This is a genomic window from Agrobacterium sp. LEGMi-208b, from assembly GCF_059511785.1.
Map to the genome: position 1 here is coordinate 515075 of NZ_CM183446.1, position 13517 is coordinate 528591.

The window sequence follows — 13517 nt, forward strand, 5'->3', positions numbered from 1 at the left end:
TGATGCGGCTTGAAACCGAAGGAGGCTCACGCCTCCTTCGTCACCCAGGTTTTGGCGAGATTGCCGCTCAGCCCCTCTGCGCCGGTCGCGTAGTCCTTGATGCGCACGCTGCCGACGACCGGCTGGATGGGAGAGACGAGATTGATGACGGGGAGATCCCTCGCGACAACGGCCTGAAATTCCTTGAAGAAAGCCGCACGCTTTTCGATGTCCGGCTCCACTGCCGCCGCTTCCAGCAGCCGGTCCACTTCCGGATTGGCGTAATTGCTGGCATTGGAGAACGGCAGGCCGATCTTGAAGTTCTTGCTCCAGTAGACACGCTGAACGCCCGCCGTCGGATCGAAGGTGTTGGAGAGGGATTCCACCGAAAGGTCCCAGGCGCGGTCGGTATAGACCACCTTCACATAGGTGCCGAAATCGAATTTCTCGATATCCGCCTCGATGCCGATCTTCGACAGCGCCTGCGCGATGAAATCCGAATAAGTCTGCGGATTGAACGGGTTGGTGGTAACCCTGAGCTTGAAGCGCTTGCCGCCGTCCTTGCGCGGGAAGCCTGCCTCATCCAGCAGTTTTTCCGCCTGGGCGACGTCGAACTTGGCAAAACCGATATCCGCATTGTGGAACTTCGCAAGGCCGGGGCTGATCGGTGTCGGCGATGGCACGGCGTAACCGTAAAGCACGGTATCGATGAGCGCCGGCACGTCGATGGCATGCGCGATGGCCTGCCTGACCTTCAATTCCCTAAGATATTCGTTCTCCAGATTGATCACCAGCTGGTTCTGCTGGCCGGCATAGGCATAGATGCGGTCATCCACCTTCAGCGTCGGAATGGATTTCAGCCGTTCCAGATCGGCAAGCGCGACCGGGTTTGGACCAATATCGCCCTCGCCGGTTTCAAGCGCGGCCGCACGGGCGCCCGCATCGTTGATGAGGCGGATGATGACGCGGTCGAGATAAGGGCGTGGCGCGTCCCAGTAATCGGCGTTTTTTTCCAGCAGGATATGGCTGCCCGGCACCCATTCCTTCAGCACGAAGGGGCCGCTGCCGATGATCTGGGCGGGTTTGGGATTATCGGTCGGCTTGAAGGTCTCGAAAATGTGCTTCGGCACAACAGGCGATTCCGAGGATGCAAGCGCGGTGATCAGGCCCGGCGCCGGCTTGGAAAGTTTCACCTTCGCGACCAGCGGATCGGAGGTATCGACACTCTCGACATTCGCGAACGTCGCCCGGCCGCGCGGATGGGCCTCCTTCAGCCGCAGGATGGAAAATTCCACATCCGCCGACGTTACCGGTTTACCGTCATGGAATTTCGCGTTCGGCTGCAGATGGAAGACATATTCCAGCCCGTCGGCCGAAACGCTCCATTCCTTCGCGAGGCTGGGCTTCGGCGAAAGCTCGTAATCATAGGTCAAAAGCCCGTCGTAAATCTTCGAGCCGACGAACTGCGGGCCGCCCGCGCTGGTATTGATGGCCACGAGCTGGGTCGGCTCGGGAAAATAAACGATCTTGAGCGTCCCGCCCGAAACCGGCTCTTCGGCAGCGGCGAAAGAGCCGCCCGGAAGTGCGACGAAAGCGCCCGCGGCGAGTGCGATTTTATGAAACTGGCGTCTGGAAAGGGTCATGTCTGTCTCCGAAAAAATCCGATATGCGGGTGCGGCAGCTCAATGCAGCTGCGGGAACCCGTGGCGCTCGGCGAGGATTTGCAAAATGCGTTTGGTGTCCTGAATGAAGCGCGTATCGCCCCTCGCCGTGGCGTCGCTGGGTGCGTCGCCGGCAAAGATGAACAGCGGCAGCGACTGATTTTCCTCACCCACGGCAGCGATGACCGCCTCACGCGGGCGTTGGAAACCGACACGGCGGATATCGATGCCGGCGGCAAGGTCCGGAAATGCGGAAAGCAGGCCCTCGATCTGGTTACAATGCGGGCAGACGAAGCGGACACCGGGGTGTTTGGGGTCCTCAAAACCGGGGGCGATCAAAAAAAGCGTATCCTTGGCCATGGCATCCATCATGTGCGGGTGAGATTTCCAGCTCACAGTGCAGGCCGCCAAAGCCTCGGTCCAGAAAGCAATTCTTGCTTTGAAGCGAAGAAATGCTTTGCGTTAAATTATTGATGAAACTGAATTTTTCTACATTTCGATTGCCGGCATCGCTGTTCCTGCCAGCCTATTCCAAAAGCAATGTTTTTCCCGAAAATACCGTTATCACGCGACAGCGAAAAAAGGCCGGGCAGCAATTTTCAGCAATAAAAAACCCGACAGAATTGCCGGGTTAGAGTTGATGAAGAAGACCGTAGACCGTTCTACCGTCATGCCGGTCCCCGGAACAAGTCCGAGGATGATCCGGCATCCAGCCACGGCGCGTCTGCGCCGTGAGAAGAGCCTCTCGCGATCAAGGACTTGATCGCGCTGGACCCCGGATCTAGTCCGGGGTGACGGAGTGGGGATGAACTCACATTTCAAAACGCTCACTCGCTTTTCCACGCCGTCGCCAGGTCGCTATAGGCAATATCGATGGTTGTCACGAGGGACTTCAAACTGGTGTTGCGCAGAATGACGGTCGGCAAAGCAACGATCGAGAAATTCGGCAGGTCGTCGCCGACGACTTTCTGGATTTCGTGAAACTGCCCTGCCCGTTTCGTTTCATCCACTTCGATGGCAGCCGCTCGGAAAAGATCGTCAACTTTCGGATTGTTGTAATGCGCGGCGTTGACATAGGGCGCCGGGTTCTTGATGCCGTCGGACCAATAGAGGCGCTGCACGCCTGCCGTCGGATCGAACAGCCGGCTGATGCCGTTCACCGTCAGGTCAAAACCGCGCTCGGTGTAAACGCGCTTGATGAAGGTGGCGAGATCGCCTTCGACGATATCCACCTTCACGCCGAGCTTGCCGAAGGAGGAACGCAGATATTCAGCGGTTTTGCGGAAAACGTCGGAAGGCAGAAAGGCCAGTCGCAGCGAAAAACGGGTGCCATCGGCGCCTTTGGGGTAACCGGCCTTGTCCAGCAGTTCGTTCGCCCTGGCGAGATCGAAAGGATAGGTGAAAGGCTTCTCGTCATTATAAGCGGTGAAGACCGCGGGGATGTTCGACCCGGCCGGTTTGGCCGTACCGAAGAAAATCGCATCGTTGATGAAATCACGGTCGATGGCATGGGCCAGAGCGTGGCGGACTTCCTTTTTGGCGAGGATCGGGTTCTCCAGATTGAACTCGAATATCGCGGCATTGTTGAGATAGGCGTCGGTATAGACCTCCACCGCGAGCTTCGGATTTTGCCGAAGGCGTTCCAGATCGCTGTAGGAAACATCGGCGGTATAATCCGCTTCACCCGTTTCCACAGAGATCGTGGTGGAGGCGGCATCGGCGACAAAGCGCGCCACGAAACCATCGAGATAGGGAAGATCGGCCTGCCAGTAATTCGGGTTTTTCTTCAGCTTCACATAGCTGCCGCGTTTCCATTCCTCGAAGACGAAGGGGCCGGTGCCAACAGGCGCATTGCCATTCGGGCTTTCATTATAGTTTTCCGAAGCATAGGCGTGGGCCGGCAGGATTGGCGTTTCGCCACCCGTCAGCGCCCGCAGGAGATAGGGTGCGGGCTTGGAAAGCACCACCACGGCCGTCAGCGGATCCGGCGTTTCGATATCGGCAATATTGGCGAAGGTGATGCGCCCGCGTGGACCAACCTTCTTGAAGGCCAGCAGGGAAAATTTGACGTCCCGCGACGTGAAATCCTTGCCGTCATGCCATTTGACGCCCTTGCGCAGCTTGAAAGTGTGGCGCAGCCCGTCGGCCGATGTTTCCCAGCTCTCGGCCAGCACCGGGTGCGGTTTGAACTCGCTGTCGAACCGCACCAGCCCTTCGAGGATTTTCGTGGAAATGGCACGGGTGCGCGTATTGGAATCGGAAAGCGGCACCAGTGTCGTCGGCTCACCGAGACCCGCAAGAGTAACTATGCCGCCCTTTTTGGGCGTTTCCGCCGCCAGAACCGGCAGGGAAGGCATCAATATTGCCCCGGTTAGCGCTACGCTCAAAAGCAATGTCTTGCGTCTTGTAATATCCATGGATGTTTCCCTTTGTGAAATTGTTTTCAAATGCTCAGGCAGCCTTCAGCCGGGTCTCGACCAGACGGGCAAACAGCGTGGCGCCGACCGGCAGGATGGCGTCGTCAACGATGAAACCGGGATTATGGGCGGGCACGATGCCGGAATGGCCAAGGGTGAAAAATGCGCCGGGCGCGTGTTTCAGGAGATCGGCGAAATCCTCACTGCCCATGAAGCGGCCGGGTTCGGTGGAAACGCGCTCGTCTCCAAGCACTTCGCGCGCCACGCCGGCGACGATATCCACCGATGCATCATCATTGGTAAGGACCGAGAATATGTCGCGAATATCCACCTCGGCGGTGAGGCCGTGCGCTGCGGCAATGTGATCCGAAATCGTGCGGATGCGCTCCCGGATGGTTTCGCGCACGCCGTCGGAAAAGGCCCGCACCGTTCCGGCAATCGCGGCCGTTTCGGGAAGGACATTATAGGCCGATCCCGCCTCGATGCGCGTTATCGACAGGACGGCGGGATCGGTCGGCGACACATTGCGGCTGACGATGGTTTGCAGCGCCTGGATAAGTTCACCCGTCGCCGGCACGGGATCACGCGAAACATCCGGGTGAGCCGCATGCGCACCCCTGCCCCTTAACCGGACATCGAAGAAATCCGCCCCCGCCAGAATGGTGCCGGGCGAAACCTTCAGATGATTGGGCGCGGCATGGGTGGAATTGTGCAGCCCGTAAATCTCGTCGACCGGAAAATCCCGGAACAGCCCGTCGGCAATCATGGCGCGCGCGCCGCCGAGACCTTCCTCGGCCGGCTGGAAAATAAACACCACCGTGCCGGCGAAATCGCGCGTTTCGGCCAGATAACGGGCCGTGCCGAGCAGGATGGTGGTGTGCACATCATGCCCGCAGCCGTGGAACTTGCCGGGATAGACCGACGCATAGGGCAGCCCGGTTTCCTCCGGCATCGGCAGGGCATCCATATCGGCCCTGAGCCCGATGGAGCGATTGCCCGCATGGCGGCCGTGCAGCACGCCGACCACGCCGGTCTTGCCATAACCGCGATGCACCTCGATGCCCCAGGAGGCGAGTTTTTCAGCGACAATGCTTGACGTGCGGACCTCCTCGAAACCGATTTCCGGATGCCGGTGCAGATCGTGGCGGATGGAGACGAGGTCGGGAACATAGGTCCCGATCCGATCCAGGATTTTAGGAGCGGGCGTTTTGACGGGATCGACGGCGATATTCACGGTATCTCCTCAGGGCAAAAAATATCGTTTTCGCAATCGGGCGATTGCGAAGGGTGGGTTTCGGGGACTCGAAAGCAGAGGCGAACGTGATGTCAGAGCCTCAGACCCGCCTCCTTCATCAGGGGCAGAATGCGCTCGGCGAAATAGTCGAGGTCTTCGCGAAAATCGTAGAAATTGAGCTGAACACCATCGATGCCGGCCTTTTTCAGACCGACAAGTTGCTCGACCACCTGTTCGGGCGAACCGATGATTTCGATATTGCCGCCGAGATTGCGCCCCTGCTTGTGGCACGCATCGCCGCGGCCGCGCCAGGCATGGGCGTCGCTGTCGTAATTATTGGTGGCGAAGGCGCGGGTGCCGGGCTGCGGTTTTCCGGCCTCGATGGCATCCGCATAGGCGATCGCCTCCTTCTCCGTATCGCGGCTGACGATGATCGGATTGATGATCGTCTTCACCTGCCGGCCATAGGCCTTTGCGCGGTTTTTAATGTTTGCGACATGATCGGGCAGCGTTTCCAGCGCGCTGTCTATATGCGCGCCGCCGGGTGAGGTGACGAAAACCAGATCGGAATGGCGGGCGGCGAAATCGATGCCGGCGGGCGAACCGGTCGCCGTCACCAGCGGCGGGCGGCCAAAGGCGGGCTTGGGCGTGATCCAGCCATTGTTGATCGCCCAGGGATTGAGCTTGCCTTCATATGAGAAGTCTTCGGTTTCCCCCCACAGGCGATGGAGAACATCGAACAATTCTCCGGCCATATCGTAACGCTTGTCGTGGTCGATACGCTGCCAGCCGAACATTTCATGCTCGATGGCGCGATGGCCGGTGACAATGTTGATGCCCCAGCGCCCCTTGGCGATATGATCCAGCGTCGCGCCATATTTGGCGAGATGCAGCGGATGCAGAGGCCCATAGAGCACATGGATGGTGGAGATCAGCAGGATGCTCTTCGTGACCGCCGCCATGGCGCCAAGCGCGATAAAACTGTCGAGCGAGGATTCGCCGTCATAACCGCCCTTGGGCAGCCATTGCGTGCGGCTGAAGGCGATTTCGAAACCGAGCTCCTCCGCGCGCTTCACCAGCTCGACATTGTAGTCGAAGGTCCAGCTGTTGCTGGTCGGCAGGCTGGAGAAATTGATGTCCTGCAGATTGAGGAACAGGCCCAGCATCAGTGGCTGCTTTACCGCACGGCTGAGCGGGCTGTCATCGAAATCGATAGGACTTTTCAGTTCGAGGCCTTTCAACTCCGGACCATCGGGCAAAGGAACAGTCAGCGCCATGTCTTTTCTCCCTCGGAATGATCGCCCTGCGGGGCAGCCGCAGCCAGCCGGGCGCGCAGATAGCCCTCCACGCTGCGGGGCTGACGACCGGTAATCCGGTCGACGGTATCGGTGACGGATGCCGCGAAACCGTCGCCGATGAGCTGTCCGAATTCGCTGATCGCTTTCTGTTCGAAGGCGCCGATATGCGGCGGGGAAACGGAGGCAGCATTATGCGCAACGCCAACAGGCCGATGCAGGATACGGGCCGCGATGCGGGCGATTTCCAGTGCCGTCAGGGCTTCGCCGCCAGTCAGCACCAGCGGACCGGCAAGCGGCGCGCTGGCAGTTAGCGCATGAACCGCCACATCGGCAATGTCGTCGGCATCGATGAAGGAGACCGCCGCATGGCCGAAACGAGCGGGCACATCCCCGCCATTGCGCAGCGCGGCGACAACCGGCTCCAGCGCCACCTGCATCCACGCATTCGGCCGCAATACCGTATGCGCTATACCGCGTGCCGCCAGATGCGTTTCGACCTCAGCATGGGCCGCACCCGAGATGGAGCGTGCGGCATTCGCAATGGTCCAGTCGGAGCCGGATATCTTCACGATCCGCGACGCACCGGCGGAAAGAGCAGCATCTATGACCGCCTTCTGATCTGCCGCCAACGTTTCGCCGATGGGGGAAAGCAGGAAGACCCTGTCTGTTCCCCGCGCAGCTTCTTTCAGGCTGGCCGGATCGGAAAAATTACCTTCCGCAATATCGACCCTGTCGCCCCAGAGCTTCAGCGCATCCTCGCGCCTGCGGGTCAGTACGCGAACTATCGCCTGTTTTTGCAAAAGACGGCTGACGACACGCTTGCCGAGCCTGCCGGTTGCACCGGTTACAAGAATGGTGGCTGCCATAGTCTCTTCACTTTCCGGAACTGCGTTGCGCAGCATCCCGCACGACAGAAAGGGCGCGTGGATCGGCCCAGTCCTGCACATCGAAATCTTCGGGGATGAACTTCCATTCCAGCAGGAAATCCTTGAAGTGGCTCAGAGCATCGAGTTCGGCGGGATCGAGATCGAGCCTCAGGTTGCGGTGCACATCCGGGCCATTCGCAGCCAGAACCGCCTCCTCGCTGACACCGATTTCACGCGCGATGAAACGCACGGCTTCCGCCGGATTGTCATTTGCCCAATCGGCAACGCGCTGAACCGTGGCCACCAGTTCCGCCACCAGATCGGGCCGCTCATCGGCAAAGGTGGCGTCCACTGTCAAAGGACGCGGTGTGCCATTGTTGATGCGGATTTTGGGATCGGGATGGAATCCCGTCGATACCACGACCTGCGCGCCGATCAGATTGGCGACGGTGACACCTTCCGCTCCCTTGACAAAAAAAGCATCGATCTGGCCCCTATGCAGCGCCGCGATTTCCTCGCCATAGGGAAGCCGTCGGCGCAGACCGTGGAACCTCTCATCCGCCGGGCCGAGCAGCACGGGTTCTCTGGCGGTCAGATCGACAAGCTCGACCTCCGCGACCGTGAGGCCCGAGACAGTCAGCGCCGACACAATGCCCTTCAGGGATGTCGCACGCTGGAAATCGATGGTTTCGTTCGGTCTCTTGGGCAGACCGATGCGCCGCCCCTTCAGGTCGCCGCCCTTGCCTATTCCACTTGCTGGCAAGGCGATGACGGCCTGAAACTCGTCGGTTCTCGTCAACCCCACCAGCCGTGTTTTCCGGCCACCGGATTTCGCCCAGATCGGCGGAATATTGCCGCCCTGGCGTAAGGACCAGTCCAGACGATGGTCGAAATGGCTCTGGCGAATGGCAGGATCGGCCGCATCGCGAATGGAGGAAACAGAGATGTCGTGGGCGGCGAAACTTTCCTCGATCCAGCCCAGTTGCGCCGCGATGGAAAGCGGCGTGGGTGCCGGGCAGCGTGTGTACCACACGGTTACGGGTTGGGTTATCTGGCGAAGGGCGGCATCGGCCATGGCGTTCGTCCTCGAAATTGCGATCTGACGGCACGCTACACGGCATAAAATATTTTCTATAGATAAAGTGTACTATTTGAGATGCGATTGGGGAAATTCGTTTCCATCTTGCAGGCGGTTCATCGAGGTGACGGAATATCCTTTCGATAATGGCAAGATTGCGGGTCGGATCCTCCAACCCGCCTTACGCCTTTCTCCCCTTCAGCCGCAGCCTGGGTGCTGCGACGGATGAAAGTTTTTCTTCTCAGAGCAGCAAGGATTTTTAACTCGCGACCGGACCCCCGGCTGTTACGCTTCCCCGCAACTGCGCCGGTCAAAAAGGCCGGCAATCCAACAGACCTGAAAGAAAAAGTGGCAGCATGAGCAACACCAAACGCCGGCTCAATCTCAATGTCGGCATCAATACCACCGGATATCTCGCCAATGCCTGGAAATACCGGAGCGGAGACCGACACGACATCAACGATATCGGCTATTATCGGCGGCTGACGGAACTGGCGCACAAGGGCCGGTTCGACGCCGTTTTCTTGTCCGACCACCCCGCACTGCTGACCGACCCGGCAAGCCGCCCGTTTCACACCATCGATCCGCTCATCCTCTCGACTTCACTTGCCGCGCAGGTGCCCGATATTGGCTTTGTGGCAACGGTGTCCTCCACCTATAATTCGCCCTATAATTTTGCACGACGGACGCAATCCATCGATCTCGTCACCGGTGGGCGGCTGATCGTCAATATCGTCTCCTCCTTCAATCCCAATGTCGCCGCCAATTTCGGCAACGATCCGCTACCGCCGCGCAATGAACGTTACGCCAAGGCTACCGAATTTCTCGACGTCGCGAAAAAGCTCTGGTCGAGCTGGGATCCGCGCCGTGAAGGCGACGTACCGGAAGAGCGTTTCTGGGATGCGGCGACGGCCGAAACCATCGATCATGAGGGGCAATATTTCCACGTCAAAGGCCCGCTCAACGTTCCACGCGGGCCACAGGGGCATCCCGTGATCGCGCAGGCCGGTGCCTCCGAAGGTGGCATCGATCTGGCGGCACGCCACGGCGAGATCATCTATTGCAACATCCTGTCACGCCCGGCAGGTCAGGCCTTCGGCAAAAAGGTCCGCGACCGCGCCGTCTCCCTCGGCCGCGATCCCTCCGGCATCCGCATCGTTCCCGGCCTCGTTGTCATTCTCGGCGAGACCCGGGAAGAAGCGTTGCGCAAACATGAATTATACAGCGGAACGGGCTCTGAAGACGGTCTTCTGGCGCGCTTCGCCAAGGAAAACGGGATCGATCCCCGCGACTTCGACCCCGATGCAAAACTGGATGCCGGGCGTTTCATCCCGGACCAGAACCGGCAATGGGCGGTAGGCATGGGGCTTGGCCTTTCCGATCTGTTGACCCACGAGAAACTCACCGCCCGCGAGGCCGTGCGGCGCTCGGAAGGACACCACCGGCTGCTGCTCGGCACAGCGGAAGAGGTGGCGGATGGCATTATTGATCTCTGGCAGGATGGCACGGTGGACGGCTACACCCTGCAGCCGCCCCGCGCGCCAGACGATATTGCCGAATTCGTCGAAAAAGTCGTGCCGGTGCTGCAGGATCGCGGTGTTTACCCGCGCGAATACGAAGGTGCGACGATCCGCGACCGCTATGGCCTGCCCTATCCCGATTGAACGCCGGATGCGACGCTGTCGCAATGTCGCATTCCCGCAAAAAGCGGGAATGCGGCAATGGAACATGTTATTGGCCTGTCGCCACTTTCAAAACGGGCCGCCCGCCGGAAAGCTGCGGCAGGACTGAGGCGAAATCCGTGACGATCTGGCGATAATCTTCTGGCTGGAACTCATAGGGCAGTTCGAGACGGAATTCCGAGACAAGCGGCAGAACGGGATCGCGCGACAGTTTCTCCAAAATTTCGTCCGTCGTCCCAACGATATCGGGCAGGAAAAGCGTGCGGCGTGCGCCATGCGGTGCATGCGTGCGCTTGTCGCGCTCGGCGGCGAATTCCTGATAACGGCGGCGGGTCGCGGGGCTCGCACTATCCGTCGGTAGGATCACGCGGCCAAGAGCGACACGCGGCTGGCGCTCATGCGCCCATTCCTGCCGGAAGCGGGCGACGAGAGCCGCCTGCGCGGTCAGAAAATCATCGGTATTCTCGCCGCTGACGATATTGCCCGTCAGAAGATTGAAGCCTGCCTTGCCGGCCCAACGCGCGGAATTCTGCGATCCGCCGCCATACCATAACCGGTCCGTCAGCCCCTCGGCGACTGGCCGAAGGCGCGGCACCTGCGCACCGGCCGCATTGCCCGCTTCCGTCTCACCGGACAGCGGTTCCGACCGCAAGGCCCTCGCCAGCTTTTCGGCGCGGGCATGGCTGTAATCGGCGTCAGGAACCGTATCGACATAATCCGAAATGAGATGGGCGAAGGGCGGTGCGCCCACCGAAACGCCAACATTCAGCCGCCGGCGCGAGAGCACATCCACCGTTGCCAGATCCTCAGCCAGCCTGAACGGATTTTCGTAACCAAGCTGAATGACGGCGGTGCCCAATCCGATCCGCCTGGTGCGCTGCGATGCCGCCGCAAGAAAAGTGGCCGCCGAGGAAACGCCGCGTTCCAGATGGCGCTGGCGAACCCAGGCGCTGTGATAACCCAGCGCCTCTCCGGCCTCGAAAAGCTGCAGGGTTTCTTCCAGCCCTCGTGCCGGATCATCGTCCTGATAATTGCCGGGAACGAGAAAGGCGAAATGGGAGATATGGGAAAGGGGCATGGCTGTAATCCGGAAACGAGTGTTGAAGCCCAGCAGCGCAGATGCAGCCATCCTGTTCCGGAACAGCCGTTCAATGCGGCGCATACCCACGCAGAATGCATGATGACAGGCACGGCTGGCACGGCATGTTCGTTTATAGTCCGGGCCATTGTTGAAAGATCATTGCGCGATTCAATAGTCTACTAAAATTATGGATTAAATCGCCGGTGGCGTAGGCAGCACTCAAGCCTCCCGTCAGATTCTCTTCTGCTGAAGAGGCAAAGTCTCCCTCCGTCACCCTCTCACACCGAAGACCTGTGCAACACCGTGCGCAAATGGTCTTGATTTTCTACGTCAACATGTAATACAGATTATCATACATGTTGACAAATAATGCATACATGTATGACATTGCGGCAACCACTAACGCTGCGACACCTGCATGAGGGAGGAATTATGATCATCACCGACGTCGAGGTCCGTGTTTTCCGCACGACGACCCGTCGGCACTCGGACAGTGCCGGTCACGCACATCCGGGGCCGGCGCATCAGGTGGAACAGGCCATGCTGACCATCCGCACCGAAGACGGGCAGGAAGGCCACTCCTTCACCGCGCCGGAGATCGTTCGCCCGCATGTCATCGAAAAATTCGTCAAGAAGGTCCTGATCGGCGAGGACCATCGCGACCGCGAACGGCTATGGCAGGACCTTGCCCACTGGCAGCGCGGATCGGCCGCGCAGTTGACCGACCGCACCCTGGCGGTGGTGGATTGCGCCCTGTGGGACCTTGCCGGCCGCTCGCTCAATCAACCTGTATACAAGTTGATCGGCGGTTATCGCGACAAGGTGCTGGCCTATGGCTCGATCATGTGCGGCGACGAGCTGGAAGGCGGGCTGGCAACGCCGGAAGATTACGGTCGTTTTGCCGAAACGCTGGTGAAGCGCGGTTACAAGGGCATCAAGCTGCACACCTGGATGCCGCCCGTCAGCTGGGCGCCGGATGTGAAGATGGACCTCAAGGCCTGCGCGGCGGTACGCGAGGCGGTCGGTCCCGATATTCGCCTGATGATCGACGCCTTCCACTGGTATTCCCGCACCGATGCGCTGGCGCTGGGCCGTGGCCTCGAAAAACTCGGTTTCGACTGGATCGAGGAGCCGATGGATGAACAGTCGCTGTCCTCCTACAAATGGCTTTCCGACAATCTCGATATTCCGGTCGTCGGCCCGGAAAGTGCAGCCGGCAAACATTGGCACCGCGCCGAATGGATCAAGGCCGGCGCCTGCGATATTCTGCGCACCGGCGTCAACGATGTCGGCGGCATAACGCCGGCGCTGAAGACCATGCATCTGGCCGAAGCCTTCGGCATGGAATGCGAGGTGCATGGCAACACGGCCATGAACCTGCATGTTGTCGCCGCCACCAAGAATTGCCGCTGGTATGAGCGTGGCCTGTTGCACCCCTTCCTCGAATATGATGACGGCCACGATTATCTGAAATCCCTGTCCGACCCGATGGACCGCGACGGCTTCGTGCATGTCCCTGACCGGCCGGGCCTTGGCGAGGACATCGATTTTACCTTCATCGACAATAACCGGGTGAGGTAACGGGCGATGAAAACGGTACTCGCCTTCGGAGACAGCCTCACCTGGGGTGCGGACCCGGCAACGGGTCTGCGACACCCGGCCGAACACCGCTGGCCGGAGGTTCTGGAGGCCGGGCTTGCCGGAAAGGTGACGGTTCACCCGGAAGGGCTGGGCGGGCGCACCACCTGTTACGACGACCATGCCGGCCCCGCCTGCCGTAACGGCGCGCGGGCGCTGGAAATCGCCCTTTCCTGCCATATGCCACTCGATCTGGTCATCGTCATGCTCGGCACCAATGACATCAAGCCGGTGCATGGCGGGCGCGCGGAAGCCGCGGTTTCGGGCATGCGGCGGCTGGCGCAGATCGTCGAGACCTTCATCTACAAGCCGCGCGAGGCGGTGCCGAAACTGCTGATCGTCGCCCCGCCGCCCTGCGTTGCTGGTTCTGGCGGAGAACCGGCGGGCGGGCGGGATATCGAGCAATCGCTCAGGCTTGCGCCGCTTTACCGCAAACTCGCCGCCGAACTCGGACATGCCTTCTTTGACGCCGGATCGGTCGCCAGCGCCTCGCCGGTGGATGGCGTGCATCTGGATGCGCCGGCAACGGCGGCAATCGGCCGGGCACTCGTGGCACCGCTCAGGGAAATTCTTGGCTGATCAT

The 13517-nt window shown here is 60.0% G+C and carries 11 protein-coding genes; 3 read left to right on the forward strand and 8 right to left on the reverse strand.

The window, feature by feature from the left end; translation table 11 throughout:
- Positions 1-26: 26 nt before the first annotated feature.
- From AC5YUO_RS17070 to AC5YUO_RS17100, 7 genes are all read right to left on the reverse strand, one after another.
- The gene (locus AC5YUO_RS17070; RefSeq protein ID WP_496156074.1) at positions 27-1622 is read right to left on the reverse strand and encodes an ABC transporter substrate-binding protein; all 1596 of its coding nucleotides are present in this window, start codon (positions 1620-1622) and stop codon (positions 27-29) included.
- Positions 1623-1661: 39 nt separating this feature from the next.
- Complete coding sequence (locus AC5YUO_RS17075; RefSeq protein WP_496156075.1) at positions 1662-2012, reverse strand: DUF3088 domain-containing protein; 351 nt, start codon at positions 2010-2012, stop codon at positions 1662-1664.
- Between the two features lie 455 nt (positions 2013-2467).
- Positions 2468-4057 (reverse strand): ABC transporter substrate-binding protein, encoded by a 1590-nt coding sequence (locus AC5YUO_RS17080; RefSeq protein WP_496156076.1) that lies wholly within the window; start codon positions 4055-4057, stop codon positions 2468-2470.
- Positions 4058-4091: 34 nt separating this feature from the next.
- On the reverse strand, positions 4092-5291 hold the full coding sequence (locus AC5YUO_RS17085) for a M20 aminoacylase family protein (RefSeq protein WP_496156077.1): 1200 nt from the start codon (positions 5289-5291) through the stop codon (positions 4092-4094).
- 92 nt (positions 5292-5383) lie between these two features.
- A complete protein-coding gene (locus tag AC5YUO_RS17090) occupies positions 5384-6568 on the reverse strand; it encodes an LLM class flavin-dependent oxidoreductase (RefSeq protein ID WP_496156078.1) in 1185 nt (394 codons plus the stop codon).
- The gene (locus AC5YUO_RS17095) at positions 6559-7455 is read right to left on the reverse strand and encodes an NmrA family NAD(P)-binding protein (protein WP_496156079.1); all 897 of its coding nucleotides are present in this window, start codon (positions 7453-7455) and stop codon (positions 6559-6561) included. Before AC5YUO_RS17095 ends, AC5YUO_RS17090 begins: the two co-directional genes overlap by 10 nt.
- A 7-nt stretch (positions 7456-7462) precedes the next feature.
- Entirely contained in the window at positions 7463-8530 is a 1068-nt protein-coding gene (locus AC5YUO_RS17100) for an ABC transporter substrate-binding protein (protein WP_496156080.1), read from the reverse strand.
- Between the two features lie 359 nt (positions 8531-8889).
- Here AC5YUO_RS17100 and AC5YUO_RS17105 point away from each other — a divergent pair, with 359 nt between their 5' ends.
- Positions 8890-10197 carry an NtaA/DmoA family FMN-dependent monooxygenase gene (locus AC5YUO_RS17105; RefSeq protein WP_496156081.1) on the forward strand — a complete coding sequence of 436 codons (1308 nt, stop codon included), beginning with the start codon at positions 8890-8892 and terminating at the stop codon, positions 10195-10197.
- 67 nt (positions 10198-10264) lie between these two features.
- Here AC5YUO_RS17105 and AC5YUO_RS17110 read toward each other — a convergent pair whose 3' ends face one another.
- Complete coding sequence (locus AC5YUO_RS17110; RefSeq protein WP_496156082.1) at positions 10265-11293, reverse strand: LLM class flavin-dependent oxidoreductase; 1029 nt, start codon at positions 11291-11293, stop codon at positions 10265-10267.
- Between the two features lie 435 nt (positions 11294-11728).
- Between AC5YUO_RS17110 and AC5YUO_RS17115 the strand changes: the two genes are divergently transcribed.
- Complete coding sequence (locus tag AC5YUO_RS17115; RefSeq protein WP_035221218.1) at positions 11729-12877, forward strand: mandelate racemase family protein; 1149 nt, start codon at positions 11729-11731, stop codon at positions 12875-12877.
- A 6-nt stretch (positions 12878-12883) separates the two neighbouring features.
- Positions 12884-13513 (forward strand): SGNH/GDSL hydrolase family protein, encoded by a 630-nt coding sequence (locus AC5YUO_RS17120; protein WP_496156083.1) that lies wholly within the window; start codon positions 12884-12886, stop codon positions 13511-13513.
- Positions 13514-13517 lie beyond the last annotated feature (4 nt).

Bases quoted from the DNA above. Each gene is read 5' to 3' on its own strand.
- AC5YUO_RS17100 (WP_496156080.1), bottom strand. From the start codon at position 8,530: ATGGCCGATGCCGCCCTTCGCCAGATAACCCAACCCGTAACCGTGTGG.
- AC5YUO_RS17110 (WP_496156082.1), bottom strand. From the start codon at position 11,293: ATGCCCCTTTCCCATATCTCCCATTTCGCCTTTCTCGTTCCCGGCAAT.
- AC5YUO_RS17080 (WP_496156076.1), bottom strand. From the start codon at position 4,057: ATGGATATTACAAGACGCAAGACATTGCTTTTGAGCGTAGCGCTAACC.
- AC5YUO_RS17105 (WP_496156081.1), top strand. From the start codon at position 8,890: ATGAGCAACACCAAACGCCGGCTCAATCTCAATGTCGGCATCAATACC.
- AC5YUO_RS17120 (WP_496156083.1), top strand. From the start codon at position 12,884: ATGAAAACGGTACTCGCCTTCGGAGACAGCCTCACCTGGGGTGCGGAC.
- AC5YUO_RS17070 (WP_496156074.1), bottom strand. From the start codon at position 1,622: ATGACCCTTTCCAGACGCCAGTTTCATAAAATCGCACTCGCCGCGGGC.
- AC5YUO_RS17090 (WP_496156078.1), bottom strand. From the start codon at position 6,568: ATGGCGCTGACTGTTCCTTTGCCCGATGGTCCGGAGTTGAAAGGCCTC.
- AC5YUO_RS17075 (WP_496156075.1), bottom strand. From the start codon at position 2,012: ATGATGGATGCCATGGCCAAGGATACGCTTTTTTTGATCGCCCCCGGT.
- AC5YUO_RS17115 (WP_035221218.1), top strand. From the start codon at position 11,729: ATGATCATCACCGACGTCGAGGTCCGTGTTTTCCGCACGACGACCCGT.
- AC5YUO_RS17095 (WP_496156079.1), bottom strand. From the start codon at position 7,455: ATGGCAGCCACCATTCTTGTAACCGGTGCAACCGGCAGGCTCGGCAAG.